This is a genomic window from Mesorhizobium sp. B2-4-13, assembly GCF_006658535.1.
GTDB classification, from domain to species: Bacteria; Pseudomonadota; Alphaproteobacteria; order Rhizobiales; family Rhizobiaceae; genus Mesorhizobium; species Mesorhizobium australicum.
On sequence record NZ_VFVB01000006.1, the window covers coordinates 180254 to 194924 of the forward strand.

The 14671-nt window shown below is 61.8% G+C and carries 18 protein-coding genes and 1 tRNA gene; 10 read left to right on the forward strand and 9 right to left on the reverse strand.

What is annotated here, in order from left to right:
• Positions 1-62 precede the first annotated feature (62 nt).
• From FJ936_RS18085 to FJ936_RS18095, 3 genes are all read right to left on the reverse strand, one after another.
• Positions 63-1046 (reverse strand): glycosyltransferase family 2 protein, encoded by a 984-nt coding sequence (locus FJ936_RS18085; RefSeq protein ID WP_140617050.1) that lies wholly within the window; start codon positions 1044-1046, stop codon positions 63-65.
• A gap of 16 nt (positions 1047-1062) precedes the next feature.
• Entirely contained in the window at positions 1063-1608 is a 546-nt protein-coding gene (locus tag FJ936_RS18090) for a dTDP-4-dehydrorhamnose 3,5-epimerase family protein (RefSeq protein WP_140787627.1), read from the reverse strand.
• Between the two features lie 157 nt (positions 1609-1765).
• Positions 1766-2281: an outer membrane protein assembly factor BamE gene (locus FJ936_RS18095; RefSeq protein WP_015318233.1), complete on the reverse strand. Its 516-nt coding sequence runs from the start codon at positions 2279-2281 to the stop codon at positions 1766-1768.
• 114 nt (positions 2282-2395) lie between these two features.
• On the opposite strand from FJ936_RS18095, the gene FJ936_RS18100 reads away from it, so the two are divergent.
• The 8 genes from FJ936_RS18100 (at position 2396) to FJ936_RS30525 (ending at position 7628) form a co-directional block, all read left to right on the forward strand.
• A complete protein-coding gene (locus tag FJ936_RS18100) occupies positions 2396-2938 on the forward strand; it encodes a ubiquinol-cytochrome C chaperone family protein (RefSeq protein ID WP_140787625.1) in 543 nt (180 codons plus the stop codon).
• 3 nt (positions 2939-2941) lie between these two features.
• On the forward strand, positions 2942-3490 hold the full coding sequence (locus FJ936_RS18105) for a DUF177 domain-containing protein (RefSeq protein WP_140787623.1): 549 nt from the start codon (positions 2942-2944) through the stop codon (positions 3488-3490).
• A gap of 113 nt (positions 3491-3603) precedes the next feature.
• Complete coding sequence (plsX, locus tag FJ936_RS18110; protein ID WP_140787621.1) at positions 3604-4674, forward strand: phosphate acyltransferase PlsX; 1071 nt, start codon at positions 3604-3606, stop codon at positions 4672-4674.
• 9 nt (positions 4675-4683) lie between these two features.
• Entirely contained in the window at positions 4684-5655 is a 972-nt protein-coding gene (locus tag FJ936_RS18115) for a beta-ketoacyl-ACP synthase III (protein WP_015318229.1), read from the forward strand.
• A 101-nt stretch (positions 5656-5756) separates the two neighbouring features.
• Positions 5757-6080, forward strand: a complete 324-nt coding sequence (locus tag FJ936_RS18120; RefSeq protein WP_010915609.1) for an integration host factor subunit alpha — start codon at positions 5757-5759, stop codon at positions 6078-6080.
• Between the two features lie 215 nt (positions 6081-6295).
• Positions 6296-6835 carry a MerR family transcriptional regulator gene (locus tag FJ936_RS18125; protein ID WP_015318228.1) on the forward strand — a complete coding sequence of 180 codons (540 nt, stop codon included), beginning with the start codon at positions 6296-6298 and terminating at the stop codon, positions 6833-6835.
• Between the two features lie 88 nt (positions 6836-6923).
• Positions 6924-7226 (forward strand): hypothetical protein, encoded by a 303-nt coding sequence (locus FJ936_RS18130; protein ID WP_015318227.1) that lies wholly within the window; start codon positions 6924-6926, stop codon positions 7224-7226.
• A 255-nt stretch (positions 7227-7481) separates the two neighbouring features.
• Positions 7482-7628: a hypothetical protein gene (locus tag FJ936_RS30525; RefSeq protein WP_181171055.1), complete on the forward strand. Its 147-nt coding sequence runs from the start codon at positions 7482-7484 to the stop codon at positions 7626-7628.
• A gap of 273 nt (positions 7629-7901) precedes the next feature.
• Here the strand turns inward: FJ936_RS30525 and FJ936_RS18140 are convergent, their stop codons facing one another.
• Entirely contained in the window at positions 7902-8516 is a 615-nt protein-coding gene (locus tag FJ936_RS18140; RefSeq protein WP_140787620.1) for a hypothetical protein, read from the reverse strand.
• A gap of 276 nt (positions 8517-8792) precedes the next feature.
• On the opposite strand from FJ936_RS18140, the gene FJ936_RS18145 reads away from it, so the two are divergent.
• Together FJ936_RS18145 and FJ936_RS18150 are read left to right on the forward strand one after the other, a co-directional pair.
• Positions 8793-9077 carry a helix-turn-helix transcriptional regulator gene (locus FJ936_RS18145; protein ID WP_015318224.1) on the forward strand — a complete coding sequence of 95 codons (285 nt, stop codon included), beginning with the start codon at positions 8793-8795 and terminating at the stop codon, positions 9075-9077.
• A gap of 201 nt (positions 9078-9278) precedes the next feature.
• Positions 9279-9740, forward strand: coding sequence for a YbaK/EbsC family protein (locus FJ936_RS18150; protein ID WP_140617044.1), 462 nt, complete (start codon positions 9279-9281; stop codon positions 9738-9740).
• A gap of 89 nt (positions 9741-9829) precedes the next feature.
• On the opposite strand, the gene FJ936_RS18155 is transcribed toward FJ936_RS18150, so the two are convergent.
• The 5 genes from FJ936_RS18155 to FJ936_RS18175 all read right to left on the reverse strand — a co-directional run bounded on the left by FJ936_RS18155 (position 9830) and on the right by FJ936_RS18175 (position 14555).
• A tRNA-Pro gene (locus FJ936_RS18155) sits at positions 9830-9906 on the reverse strand.
• A gap of 36 nt (positions 9907-9942) precedes the next feature.
• Positions 9943-11232 carry an O-antigen ligase family protein gene (locus FJ936_RS18160; RefSeq protein ID WP_140787619.1) on the reverse strand — a complete coding sequence of 430 codons (1290 nt, stop codon included), beginning with the start codon at positions 11230-11232 and terminating at the stop codon, positions 9943-9945.
• A complete protein-coding gene (locus FJ936_RS18165) occupies positions 11229-12764 on the reverse strand; it encodes an undecaprenyl-phosphate glucose phosphotransferase (protein ID WP_140617042.1) in 1536 nt (511 codons plus the stop codon). Before FJ936_RS18165 ends, FJ936_RS18160 begins: the two co-directional genes overlap by 4 nt.
• An 86-nt stretch (positions 12765-12850) precedes the next feature.
• Positions 12851-13981 carry a glycosyltransferase gene (locus tag FJ936_RS18170; protein ID WP_140787617.1) on the reverse strand — a complete coding sequence of 377 codons (1131 nt, stop codon included), beginning with the start codon at positions 13979-13981 and terminating at the stop codon, positions 12851-12853.
• A 10-nt stretch (positions 13982-13991) separates the two neighbouring features.
• Complete coding sequence (locus FJ936_RS18175; RefSeq protein WP_041163468.1) at positions 13992-14555, reverse strand: polysaccharide biosynthesis/export family protein; 564 nt, start codon at positions 14553-14555, stop codon at positions 13992-13994.
• Positions 14556-14671 lie beyond the last annotated feature (116 nt).

Here is a 14671-nt window from a genome sequence, read left to right on the forward strand (position 1 = left end):
TTTTTCATGTCAGCTGACTGGTCGCTTGGTCCGGCATCTGGGCGCCGCGTGCGCGACAGCCGCTATTCTCCGGTTTCTTCCCGCTTGCTGCCTCTGCGGTACATAGCCAACAGATCATCCACGGTCGGCTCCCGTTCAGGCATGGGCGGCAGGCCGCGTACCTTTCGAAGCATGGAGACAAAAGCACCGCGTTGGTATTTGCGGCGAAACTCGACGGATCTCGGATGAACGCCGCATGCAGCCCAAACCCTGCGTTTCAGATAACTGGATTTCTTCAGGCGAGACGGCACCGCCGCCGCGGCAAGAACGTTGACACGCAGGTCGTCCGGTATGCGCATGCGGTCGATGAGTTCCTCCTGCTCCATTGCCGTGTCTTCGAGATAACTGCCGCTGCGCTGGCCGGAGAAGATACTCAGCACCGTCAGGTGCGGCATGGTCGCGATCACGGCTCCCTTTCGCCAGGCCCGGAAGAGCCAGTCCTGCGAACTTTCGCATGAGCATTCGCTGGCAGGCCGCCAGGGGCCGAGCCAGTCCAGCGACGCCCGCCTGACCACCTGTGCCGATCCGTATCCGGCCGTGACGACGGGATCGTAAAAACCGTCTTTGCCCATTCCGTAAATCGAGGTCTTGAGAGCATCGTCTCTCGTCCGCACCGGTTCGATGATGGCGCCACGAGCGATGACGACATCCGCGCCGGTCGCATCGATCCATCCCGTGGTTGCCGCCAGATGATCCGGAAACCAGAGGTCGTCGTGATTGAGCACGGCGACAAGCCGGCCGCGCGCCCTGGCAAAACCGATATTATTGGGGCCGGATTGCTCGCCGAAATTGACGGGCAGGTCGATATAGAAGATGCGCGGATCGGCGAATTCGGCGATGATCGCCGGTGTCTCAGGGCGACAGTCGTCGCCGATCACCAGAATTTCAAAATCCTGCAGCGTCTGGCGCAAGACGCTGAACAGCGTCTGTCGCAAGGCTGCGGGACGATTGTGGGTGGCGATCACCACCGAGACGAGCGGCACGCGCTGCCCTGTTGCATCGAACAAGCGCGATCCTTCCACGCTACACCAGCTTGTAGGGGATTTGTTCGGTGTCCGGTGGCAGGCGCCAATGGTCGGGCGCGTCGTAGGCATAGGCCTTGTCGACGAGATTGAGCAGCAGGGCGATCTCCGGCCCGAGTGCCGTCACGCCGTGCCACACGCCTGGCGGGATTATGACGATCGCCGGCCGCAACGCGCCGAGTATCTTGTGCCACACCGTGCCGAAACTGGGCGAAGCCTTCCGGCCGTCATAGAGCGATATGCGGACGCTGCCGGCACAGCAGAAGAGCCGATCCAGCGTCACCCTGTGCGCATGCCAGCCGGTTACCGCGCCTGGATACATCGTGCGTTGAAACACCTGGCCGACAGGCGATGGATCAAGTCCCCACTCATCCCGAAAGACCTCGGTCAGATAGCCGTTGGATGTAGCGACCGGCCTGATTTCCTTGATTGTGACGCCATCGATCGACGGCAGATCGATGGCAAGCCAGTCTGATGTCACCGTCTGCCGGTCGGGTGTCCCGGTCGCCATCCAGCCAACCGGCATCGCATGGTCGTCACTGCTCATGTCCAAATCCCCCAGCCTGACGGTTTGATATGGGTTTGCCCCATCACTGGCAAGCCGGGCCCCGTTAACAAAAACCCGTGGGATCGCTCCCACGGGTTTTTGGTCGCCTGAGACATTTCTGTTCCCCAAAGTCAGGGAAGCAGCAGGATTCTAGGGATCAGGGGGTGCCGCCGCCGGGAATGCCGGGCGCCAGCTTGCTGGCTCCGTTGATGATCTGGCTGAGGAAGTTCTGGTCCTTGCCGCCGGTTGGCGTGGTGCGCGAAATGAAGTCGAAGATCTTGCCGTCCTTCAAGCCGTAATTGGCGATCTGGGTGACGCGGCTGTCCGGGCCGAAATAGACCGCCAGCACTTTCTGGTCGACCAGCCTCGGCTTGTCGAACGCGACGTAGCGCTTGCGCGTCTGCGAAATATAGTAAAACGCCTCATTGTCGAAAGTCGCCGTGGTCGACGGCGTGCCGAGTGCAAGGAGCACCTGCTCGCGGCTGGAACCGACCGGCACGGAATCGATCGCCTGCTGATCGAGGACATAGCCTTGCGTGAACGTCTCGCTCGGACTGAGGTCGCCGATCATCTTGTTGGTGTGGCATGCCGACAGCGCCGCTACGATAGCCAGCAGCGAGATCGCGCCGGCAGCCCTGGAATTGAAACCCGACTTGAAATTCAGCGCGCGCAACAACAATTCTCCATTATATCGCCGCAACTTGCGCTGGGCCGCAAAACCGGTAAACCAGCTTGCTTGCCGATGCAACAAGGCCAATTCAACAAACGGTCCCCGGAGACCATCCCCATGTTCCAGCGCCTTTTTGGCCGCGAACGCCACGCCAACCGCGCCATCACCGACGCGCTTTACGCACAAATCGTGGCGGCGGCGCGGCAGACTGTTTTTTATTCCCACTGGAATGTGCCGGACACGCCGCTTGGCCGTTTCGAGATGCTTTCGTTGCACATGTTCCTGGTCCAGCACCGCTTGCGCGGCGAGGACGGTGTGGCGCAGGAGATCGCGCAGGTGCTGATCGACGAATTCTTTCTCGACGTCGATCATTCGCTGCGGGAACTGGGCATTGGCGACGTGGGTGTGCCAAAACGCATGAAGAAGCTGGCGAAGATGTTCTATGGCCGCACCGCCGCCTATGATGATGCGCTGGAACGAAACGACCATGGCGGTCTGACCGCGGCACTTGCCCGCAATGTCCGTCCCGACGCCGGCGGCTGGCCGGAAGCGTCACGTTTGGCCGGGTATGTCGCCGACGCCAGCCGGCAACTGAGTGCGCAGCCGACCGACTCGATCGTTGTCGGCACTATGGCGTTTCCTGTAGCCAACGGAGGCTGATCGATGAAACACGCGGATATGCAAAGTCCGGTATCCTTTTTCGCCAATGTCGCGCGTCTGCCGCACAAAGGGCTGCCGGTTGTGATCGAGGCCGATGTCGCGCAGCGTGCGGCACTTGCCGAGGCCCATGGGCTGCTGTCGGTCGAAGCCTATCGCGCCGAACTGCTGGTTGCGTCATGGAAGCGCAACGGCGTTAAGGTCAGCGGCCGTGTCGAGGCGGACATTACCCAGGCCTGCATCGTCACGCTCGACCCCATCGGAGCGCATGTTGAAGAGCCGTTCGAGGCTCTGCTCTTGCCCGAGGACTCCAAACTCGGACGGCAGGGATTCGAAGGTGGCGGCGAAATCGTGCTCGACGCCGACGGACCCGACAGTCCTGAGACATTTTCGGGCGACACCATCGATGTCGGGGCACTTGCCGAACAGTTCTTCGGTTTGGCCATCGATCCGTATCCGCGCAAGCCCGGCGCCTCGATCGGCATCGATGACGACACCGGACCGGCCGAGAATGAATTTCAGCAAAAACTGCGATCCTTGCTGCGAAAATCCTGAAAACCTCGCTCGCGACGGAAAAGTCGGTTGTGCGACAGCCTAAAACCGCTATTTTCGCCGAACCTTTGCGATCACTAAAACGACTTGCCGCCTAACCGTGAGATGAATACCGCGTGATCAGGATTTCCATCGATGCCATGGGCGGCGATCACGGACCAGCCGTGGTCATTCCGGCGCTCATGACGGTCGCGACCCGCCGTCCCGACATCCGGTTCGTCATCTACGGACGTGAGGAAGTGGTGCGCCCGGAACTCGCCAAATTCCCCAAATTGGCCGAGGTCAGCGAGTTCTTCCACTGCGAGATCGCGGTCAGGATGGATGACAAGCCGAGCCAGGCGCTGCGCCATGGCCGCTGGAAATCGTCGATGTGGAAGGCGGTCGAGGCGGTGAAGTCGGGCGCCGCGGATGCATGCATCTCCGCCGGCAATACCGGCGCGCTGATGGCGATGTCCAAATTCTGCCTGCGCACCATGGCGACCATCGACCGCCCGGCGATCGCGGCATTATGGCCGACATTGCGCGGCGAAAGCGTGGTTCTGGACGTCGGCGCCACCATCGGCGCCGACGCGCACCAACTCATCGACTTTGCCATTCTCGGCACCGGCATGGCGCGTTCCGTGTTCGGCATCGGCCGACCCACGGTAGGCCTGCTCAATGTCGGCGTGGAGGAGATCAAGGGCCAGGAAGAGGTCAAGGAGGCGGGACGCATGTTGCGCGAAGCCAATATGGCCTCGATGAATTACCAGGGCTTTGTCGAAGGCGACGATATCGGCAAGGGTACGGTCGACGTCGTGGTGACGGAAGGCTTTGCCGGCAATATTGCTCTCAAGACGGCGGAAGGCACCGCGCGCCAGATAGCTGGCTATCTGCGCGCCGCGATGAGCCGCACCCTGATGGCCAAGATCGGCTATGTCTTCGCCAAGGGCGCCTTCGACCGCCTGCGCGAAAAGATGGATGTCGGCCGCTCCAATGGCGGCGTCTTCCTGGGGCTGAACGGCATCGTCGTCAAAAGCCATGGCGGTGCCGACTCGGACGGTTTCGCCGCGGCGATCGAACTCGGCTATGACATGGTGCGCAACAATCTGCTTGATCGCATCGAGGCCGACCTCGACCTGTTTCATGCGCGCAACCCGCATGCCCTGACATCAAGGAAATCCGACGTCGTTACCGACGCAAGGGAATAGGAAAGAATTTTGATCAGATCAGTTGTGCGCGGCACGGGCGCCGCGCTGCCCCGCCGCATCATGAAGAATGCCGATTTTGAAGGTATGGTCGAGACCTCCGACGAGTGGATCGCTCAGCGCACCGGCATCCGCCAGCGCCATATCGCGGCTGATGACGAGACGACGGCTTCGCTGGGCGAGGCCGCGGCGCGTGCCGCCCTTGCCGATGCGGGATTGACCCCGGGCGATATCGATCTGGTCGTACTGGCGACCTCGACCCCCAACAACACGTTCCCGGCTACCGCGGTCGAGATCCAGAACCGGCTCGGCATGCAGCACGGTTTTGCCTTCGACATGCAGGCGGTATGCTCGGGTTTCGTCTATGCGGTGACGACAGCCGATCTCTACATCCGCGGTGGCCTTGCAAAGCGCGTGCTGGTGATAGGCTCGGAGACCTTCTCACGCATCCTCGACTGGAGCGATCGCTCGACCTGCGTGCTGTTCGGCGATGGCGCCGGTGCGGTCGTTCTGGAAGCCGGTGAGGGGGCCGGCACGATCGCCGATCGCGGCGTCCTGGCGGCCAGCCTGCGTTCCGACGGCTCGCACAAGGAAAAGCTTTTCGTCGACGGCGGACCGTCGACGACGGGCACGGTCGGTCATCTGCGCATGGAGGGACGCGAGGTCTTCAAGCACGCGGTCGGCATGATCACCGATGTCATCGAGGCGACCTTCTCGGCCGCCGGTATTACCGCCGACGATCTCGACTGGTTCGTGCCTCACCAGGCCAATAAACGGATTATTGACGCTTCGGCCAAAAAGCTCGGGATAGCTGAGCAAAAGGTGGTGGTGACCGTCGATTTGCACGGTAACACCTCGGCTGCTTCCGTACCGCTGGCGCTGTCGGTGGCCGTCGCCGACGGCCGCATCAAGAAGGGAGATCTGGTGCTCCTGGAGGCGATGGGCGGCGGCTTCACCTGGGGCGCCGTTCTGGTTCGCTGGTAAGTGCAGAACGGTCCGGTTTCGGTCCTTGACCTTGCCGGATCAATTACTTAGGCTCTGCCGTTGTTGTGCCGATTTTATGTTTGAGCTGATGGGACGGTCGCATGGGGGGAAAGACACTTACGCGCGCCGACCTTGCCGAGGCCGTCTACCGAAAGGTCGGTCTGTCGCGCACTGAATCCGCCGAACTCGTCGAGGCGGTGCTGGATGAAATCTGCGAAGCGATCGTGCGCGGCGAGACGGTGAAGCTGTCGTCTTTCGCGACATTTCATGTCCGCTCCAAAAATGAGCGGATCGGGCGCAATCCCAAGACCGGGGAGGAAGTACCGATCCTGCCGCGCCGGGTGATGACCTTCAAATCGTCCAACGTCCTGAAGAACCGCATCCTGCGTTCCCACCAGAACAGCAAGGCCAAGGGCGGCAAATAGCCTCCATTGCACGGTTGAAAACCGGCTCCGCGACAACGGCGGACTTGAATATTGCTTCACAAACCGCTGAAATAAGGCCCGATTCGGCAGCATGGCCGGATGGGTGTTCTGGCTTATGATCGATTCCGCACCTGCGGAACAAGCTCTTCTCATTGTTGAGCGGGATCTCGTCGGAGCACCGTTCCGGGCTACACGCCAGCGTGAGGATTTCGCCCATGGACAAGAGCCCTGACGCCTTCCGCACCATCAGCGAGGTCGCTGAAGATCTCGACCTGCCACAGCATGTGCTGCGTTTCTGGGAGACGCGCTTCAACCAGATCAAGCCGATGAAGCGCGGCGGCGGCCGCCGCTACTACCGGCCGCAGGATGTCGAACTGATCAAGGGCATCCGCCATATGCTCTATGACCAGGGCTACACCATCAAGGGCGTGCAAAAGCTGCTGCGGGAAAACGGCAATCATTTCCTGGTCGCCATCGGCAATGGCGACATGGCCGCCGTCGAGGCGATCTCGCAGCGCAAGCAGGCCGATCAGGTGCCGCTGACGCCGGCAGCCCAACCGCGCGGCGGAGATGACGAACTGGTTGGCCAGCCAAGGGTCAAGCCCAGCCGCCGCTTTTTCGGCCTGGGCAAGGGCGACGAGGAAGGTCCGGTTGCGCCGGACGCGTCGAAGCTCTCGCGTGACAACCGCGCGCTGCTGCAGGAAGCGCTGTTTGACCTCCTGGAATGCAAGCGACTGCTCGACCAGGTGCGCTGACCGCCGCGAAGCGCTTTAAAGCCTCGAAACTGGAACTCGCTTTGGGGTGAGGCGTTACGTTTCCTTCTGCAAGACAAGGAAACGCATGATGGCATCATTTTCGACCCTTTCGGACATCGACCTCGAAAAGCAGGTCGCGGCTCTCTCGAGGGAACTCGCCGCGTTGCGCAAGGCAGTGTCGAAGCGGGGTGGCGCTTACTATGAAGACGGCCGTGATGCTGCTCTTGATACGTATTCGGATCTTGCGGAGCGTCTGCGCGATGCCATGCCGGCAATCCGCAAACAGGGCAGGGTGATCGAGAAATCGGCACGCGAACATCCGGCGGCGGCCGCAGCGGTCGGCCTTGTCGTACTCGGTCTGGTCGCCAGCCTGCTGTTCAGCCGGCGCTGACTGCTACCCAAGAATTTCCAGAGAGAAAATGGCGGCTCGCCCTCCGGCGCGGCCGCTATTCCCATTGACGTCAGCGGTTTGCGATACCGCTCCGGAATCTGGCCGAAGCGCGTCGGCGTAGAGGCGCACGGCACCGCTGTGCTGTGGGTGCAGAAAGGCGGATCGATCGATCCGCCACAGCCGCTTGATTCCGCGGCGATCGCCGGGTTTGTCCAGTAGTCCCGGCCTGGCATTGTGACCAGGAGAAAACCAGCCTTGGACAAGAAGCCAGGGCTGGTCTTCTCGTTGCGGTGCTTAGGCCTTGTTGCCCATCTTTTTCATGTGATGATGGTGGTGGCGATGATGGTGACGGTGATGATGGTGGTGACGATGGTGACGATGGTGATGATGCTTTGCCATTGAGGCCGCGTCCGCGCTTGTCGCGCCGACCACCGGCACCGCGAAAGCCATTGCAGCTGCAAGCCCGAGGGCCGAGAGGAGGGATTTCTTCATTGGATCGTTTCCTTTTTCGCAAGCAGGTATCGATCGGGCCGATATCCCGACCGCCGCGAACGGAATTACGCTCCTGAATTTTTTCGTCAGTATTTCCCGATTGTAGAATCTTGTTTCTGAACTGTTTCCCAGGAACCGGCTTCCTGCCCCATGATCGCCAGGGCCGAAGCCGGCTGCTTTGGCTTACATGGGCGGGATCACACCATTGTTTCCGACCACGACGCGGCTGGAACTCAGCGTGCCGTCCGCCTCGCGCTGAGCGGTAACGAAGACCGTCGCACTTGGTTCGAGATCGGTCGGGGCGGCCGGCGCGAAAGTCACGACAGGCGTTCCGTCGGGGATCGAGATATTCTTCGTCTGCCCATTGTCATAGGTCAGCGTCACGGCACGCCCGTTTATGTCGGTGACGTCCGCGACGGTGCCGTTGGTCATGCGGCTGTTCGGCTCCAGGTCCCAAGGGCGATCACCCTCTCCAGTGCCTTTCAAGGCCGCTGGAAAGACCACCACTTCCAGCGCGCCGCTGCCGCCGTCAGCCTTGGAGACGGAGGCGATGCCGACGAAATCGCCCTGCTTAATGTCTTTTACCGATGCGTTGGCGACGCCTGAAAGCTTCCAGCCGTCTTTCAGCTTGATCGCGGCCGTGTCGCCTTGACGGGTTTTCACGGTCAGCAGCGACGGCTCGAAACTGACCACCGTGCCGCGCACGCGCAATGTGTCCGCCGCGTGCGCGCTGGCCACACCGATGCCGGAAAGCATGGAAATGGTGCCGAGCACGAGGAGAGGTGTCTTGAGGTTCATTGGAGTATCCTTTTGGGAAAGGCTGACCGGAAGGAATGGTTTCACGCCAGCGACGTCGAGATAACGAACGGGTGGGGCGAAACTGCCGGGCAAAACCCGCTCGCGCGTTCAAAACAACTTGATCGGGACAGGGCGTGGCAGCCCCATGGGCATCCGGGTCACGATGCCGTGACGGCCAGATTGGCGCTTGGCAAATCGCTGGCGAGAGGGCATCTTCCTGCTCGTCTCAGGCAACATCCCATTTTGATCAAACGCTTTCAGCCAACGGAGTTGCCAATGCCCAACAATGCAAAAAGCCACGCCCCCTCCGAACCATTAGCCAACGAGATCGGACCGGACTACAACGCCCTCAGGGCAATGCGGGAAACGCGCGGGTACAGCCTCGAAGCGCTTTCGCTGACCTGCGGCCTCTCGGTCGAAGAAATCGAGGATATCGAGAGCGGCCGGGCGGCCGACCCGGCGAAGCTGCGTCGTATTGCGTCCGCGCTTCGTCTGCCGCAGGAAGCTCCTATTGCTTCCGCCGTACCGACGCTGGCCGCACAAGGCCGGCCTCAGGCATAGAATCGGCGCCAGGCATGCGCGAGAAACCCGCCAAGGTCCGCTTGGCGGGTTTCTTGTGGATGCCATGGCGTTCGCCTGCAGGCCGGGCTTGCCGATTTGCAGAACTTGCCGGTTTGCAGATCGCACGTGTCCATATGCGCGGTATCCATCCGCGCCAAACGCATCCGCCGTGCAGGGGGGCTGAACCGTGAGTTTTTCGACATGAGCCTGGATTCCGTCGGTGCCTTCTTCGCGGCTCGCGCGCCTGATATCGAGGTCGTCGTCACGCAATCAAGTTCGGCGACGGTGGCGCTGGCGGCGGAGGCGCATGGTGTGTTGCCGGCGCAGATCGCCAAGACGATCTGTCTTCGCGTCGGCGAGCGCACCATGCTGGTCGTGACCAGCGGCATCGCCAGGCTCGACAACCGCAAGTTCAAGGACCAGTTCGGCGGCAAGCCGCGCATGCTGGACGCGCAAGAGGTTGTCGCTGCCACGAGCCATCCGGTCGGCGGCGTCTGCCCGTTCGGCCTGCCGTCGCCGCTGCCGGTTTATTGCGACGTCTCGCTGCGCCAATTCGACGAAGTCGTCCCCGCCGCCGGCGCCACCAATGCCGCTGTCCGGATTGTACCACAGCGCATGGCCGATCTTACCGGTGCCGAGTGGGTCGATGTGTGCCAAGCGTAGTAGCCGGAGCTTGAGCCGGACAAAGCGGGCGATTCGACAATCGAGTGATGCGGCAGGGCGGACTTTTGGGGACAAGTCCTGCTTCGAAATGGTCGGAGTGGCCGGATTCGAACCGACGACCCCTTGACCCCCAGTCAAGTGCGCTACCGGGCTGCGCTACACTCCGGACCGGTCGCGATGTATCGTGATAACCCGGCTCGGGTCAACCGAAATTCGGCGTTAATCGTACCGGTTCCGATGTGATGGCTGGTGGACCCGGCAATACCGGCCGCAATAGCCGCTGATGGCGGTATTCGAGCGCTATGGCGCCCCAGATCAAGCCGAGCAGCAGATACATATGGCGCCAGTGGTCGATGTCGATGAAGGTGCCGAGCCCGACATTGCCGATGAAGGCGACGTAGGCGCATAGGAGGTAAGGCTGCCACGGCCGGTCGCGCAGCAGGATGCGGAATCCGGCTGAGATCGTCCAGATGACCAGCGTCAGGAACGAGACGAAGCCGAGCCAGCCATAGTCCATCAGCATCTTCAGCCAGATGTCGTGTGTGTCCTCGCCGAAGATCGTGCCGAAGACCAGCGGCCCGATGCCGAATGGGTGCTCCATCGCCATCTGAAAACCGAGCGTGTAGCGGGCGAAGCGGCCCAGGCGTGCGGTGTCGTAGCTCTGTTCCAGATGCGCGCGGCTGGAGAACATCTCCGACACACCGGGCAGTTGCAAGATGATGATGATTGCGATGGCCAGCAGCGACAGCGCGGCGATCGTCATGATCACCACCCGGAGCCGGAACATGCCGCTGGCGCTCTGCAGGAACAGGCAGCCGGTGAGCAGGATGGCCGAGACCGCGAACATGCCCCAGGCACCACGCGAGAAGGAGAAGAAAATGCCGGCGCTGATGATCAGCAGCGGCACAGCCAGCAGCGGCATACGCGTGACTGGGCCCGTCAGCAGCAAATAAAGCAGATAGATGCCGGGCAGCACCAGGAACGGCCCGAACACATTCGGGTCCTGGAAGGCGCCGGCGGCGCGGTCGTATTTGGTGAAAATTTCGGCACCGGGGAAGGCGTGGAAATAGCCCGCTATGCCAAGCAGCGACGTCGCCACCGCCGAAACGACATAGGCATTGAAGATCAGCCGGTAGAGGTTCGGCTGCGTGGCCGTAACCGATGCGAAAAACACCGCGCTGAAAGCGAGAAACAGCGACACGGCAAGATAAAGCGGGGTGTTGGCGAGATCCGCCATCTGCGTCATGGAAATCATGCCGCCGATGTTCATCGTCACCAGCAGCACCAGAAGCGGCATGGCCGCGCGCGACATCCTCAGGCCGAACAGCGCCCAGATGGCGATCAGCGCGGCCATGTAGATTTCGTAAGGCGCCGGCTCGCTGATGACGAAGCCGGACAGAAGAATGCCGAGCACGACCGCGCTCGAGGAGATCAGCGTGATCAGCTTGGCGTTGACCGCCGCGCGCGGCAGATCATGGCTGATCGCGCTCAATAGGCGTTTTCCGTGTTCAAGAGCCGGACCGGCGTCAGGAACAGGATCCGCAGGTCGAAAAGCAGCGACCAGTTCTCGATGTAGTAGAGGTCGTATTCCGTCCGCATGCGGATCTTTTCATTGGTGTCCATCTCGCCGCGCCAGCCATTGATCTGCGCCCAGCCGGTGACCCCGGGCTTGACCTTGTGGCGCGCGAAATAGCCGTCGACCACCTCGTTGTAGAGCAGGTTGTGCGACTGCGCGGCAATGGCGTGCGGGCGCGGACCGATGAGCGACAGTGAGCCCAGCAGCGAGTTGAAGAACTGCGGCAGTTCGTCGATAGAGGTCTTGCGGATGAAGCGGCCGACACGGGTGACGCGCGGATCGTTCTTGGTCACCGTCTGCTTGGCGGTCGGATCCGACCGGTCGGTGTACATGGAGCGGAACTTGTAGACCTCGATGATCTCGTTGTTGAAGCCATGCCGCTTCTGCTTGAACAGCACCGGTCCCTTGCTGTCGAGCTTGATGGCGATCGCGGCGGCCAGCATCACAGGCGAGAACACGACGATGCCGATGAGGCTGAAGATGATGTCGAAGGCGCGCTTGGCGACCGAATCCCAATCGTTGATCGGCTTGTCGAAGATGTCGAGCATCGGTACTGAACCGATGTAAGAATAGGCGCGCGGACGGAATTGCAGCGCGTTGGAATGCGCCGACAGCCGGATGTCGACCGGCAGCACCCACAGTTTCTTCAGCAATTGCAGCACGCGCGATTCGGCGGTTAGCGGCAACGACACGATCAGCATGTCGATGCGGGCAATGCGGGCGAATTCGATCAGTTCCGAAATCGTGCCGAGCTTGGGATAACCGGCGACGAGGGACGGCGAACGCTTGTCGTTGCGATCGTCGAAGATGCCGCAGATGCGGATGTCGTTGTAAGGCTGCTTTTCCACCGAGCGGATGAGCACTTCCGCCGCCTTGCCGCCGCCGACGATGACGGCGCGCCGTTCCATGCTGCCATCGCGCGCCCAGCGCCGGATCAGCCTCGACATCACCAGCCTGAGACCGTAGAGGCAGATGAAGGCGACGACGAACCAGGTGCCGAACAGCAGGCGCGAATAGTCTTGCGACATCTTCATGGCGAATGCCGTCAGCGCCATCAGCGCGAAGGTGCCGGCCCAGACCAGCAGGATGCGCCCAAAATTGGCGAGCGGCCGCATCAGGGACACCACCTGGTAGCAATCGGTGACATCGAGCAGCACCACGGCGAGGAACGATGCGGCGGCGATCGTCAGCGGATATTGCCAGGCGAGATAATTGAAGAATCCGACATAGTAGAAATAGACGCCGAGCCCCGAGACGAACAGCACCGCGAATTCGACCATGCGCAGCACGCCGCTGACCATGATCGGCGACATCGTATCGCGCCGGTATTGCGACGCGACCTGCCGGGCAACGTCGTTCATGCCGCCGGGCTTGTCGCCATCGGCAGGCCCGTCGAAATGACGCACCGCTTCTGATGAAAAGCGGTGCGCGGGGTCGATCTCGTTCATGGAACAGTCCGCAAGCTTCCCAGGGTGATTAGCAAAAGAGAGCTAAGAAACCCTTGAAACAACCTGTGGCTTTGGAAGGGCCTGAGCTAACTTGCGAGCGCGGCGAAGTAGGCCTTCTCGATTTCGGCGGCCATGACGTCGGCGCCGAAGCGCGCCCTGAGCGTGGATTCGTCAGGCATCAATCGGCGATAGGTGGCAAGGTCGCCCAGCGCCTGGCTCATTTTGTCGGCGAGCTCGGCCGGATCCGGGCGAATCAGGGCGGGGGAGCTTGAACCGAAAATCTCCGGTATGCCGCCGACCGAGGTCGCGATAACAGGTCTTGCCGCGGCAAGTGCCTCCAGCACGGTATAGGGCATGGCTTCCGCGCGCGAAGGAACGACGACGAGCGCCCCCAGCACAAAGGCCTCGCGGGCCGGCATTGGCGGCAGGAAACGGACATTGTCTTCAAGCCCGAGGCGTTTCACCTGCGCGTGGTAGCGGGGCAGGTCGTCGCCGTCGCCGACCATCACCGCACTCGGTGCGCGGCCGAGCCGGGGAGCGGCGGCGGCCAGGGCATCGATGAAGATATCCGGGCCCTTGAGGTCCCGCATCATGCCAATATAGAGCAAATCAGCCGCATCGGCCCTGGCGGCTACCGGCTCGAATTCGGTGGTGCGAAGTCCATTGTAGACCAGCGTGTTCGGGATCGGCGGTTCGCCCACCTTCCTGCGGTAGGTCCGCCGCTCGTAGTCGGAGACGAACAGCAGGCAATCGGTGAAGCGCGCCATGAGATACTCGAGCGCGAAGAACAGCTTTCCGGTGGCTGTGTTCTCGTCATAGTGGAGAGAGCCGCCATGCGGCGAATAGAGGCGGGCTACGCGAGACCTTGATACCCGCAACAATGAGCCGAACAGACGGGCATAGGCGCCACCCTTGGCGCCATGTCCGTGCAGCACGTCCGGCCGCAATTCCTTGATGATCCTGTAGGTGCGCCGGGCCGAGGCGAGGTCGCCCGGGCCGACGTGACGCTGCATTGGCGTACGATGAACGCCGAGCGCCAGCATGTCCTTCATCTGCCCGAAAAGATGCTCCTCGAATTCACCGCCGGTGGTCGAGTCGCAGACGATGCCGACCATGTGGCCGGCGGCGACCTGCGCTTCCGCCAGGTCGCGCACGTGCCGGAAAATTCCTCCCACGGGTGAGCGAAAGCAGTGGACGATCCTGAGCTTGTCCGCCACGAGGTGTCTGTCAGAACAGACGTTCGCGGACGTAGACGGTATCTCCCGGCAGCAGGGGATCGGAGGTGACCACACGGCCAGTTATCACCTTGCCGTTGATATCGCGGGTGATGTCGACGCTCTCCTGGTTGGCGCGTGGCGTGAAGCCCCCGGCAATCGCGATGGCCTTCTGCACCGTCAGGCCGGGCACGTAGGAATACTGGCCGGCGGCGCCCACTTCGCCCATGACGAAGATCGGCCGGTAACGATCGATCTCGACCGAGACGTCGGGGTCGCGCAGATAGCCCTGCCGCAATTTGTCGGCGATCTCCTTTTCCATCTGCTGCGCGGTATGGCCCCGTGCCGGTATGGCGCCGACGAGCGGGAAGGAGATATAACCGGATTGGTCGACGCTGTAGCTGTTGGTCAGGCCCTCCTGTTCGAACACAGTGACGCGGACCCGGTCGCCTGCGCCGAGGCGATAGGGCTGTTCGAGGACCTCGTGGAAGGCGGCCGGCGTCGGCCGGTAGCTGGAACAGCCGGCGAGCATCGAAACGGCAAGCAGTGCGCGAAACAGGGAAGCAGTGCTTTTCATGACCGGACAGGTACCTTCGACTGGCCGCTGCGATGTCGCAGCAAACATCTGGGATCGGGTCCGTTATCATCCTGTTAGGGTTAATGGCCGGTAAAGGAGCACGCCAATAGCGTTTT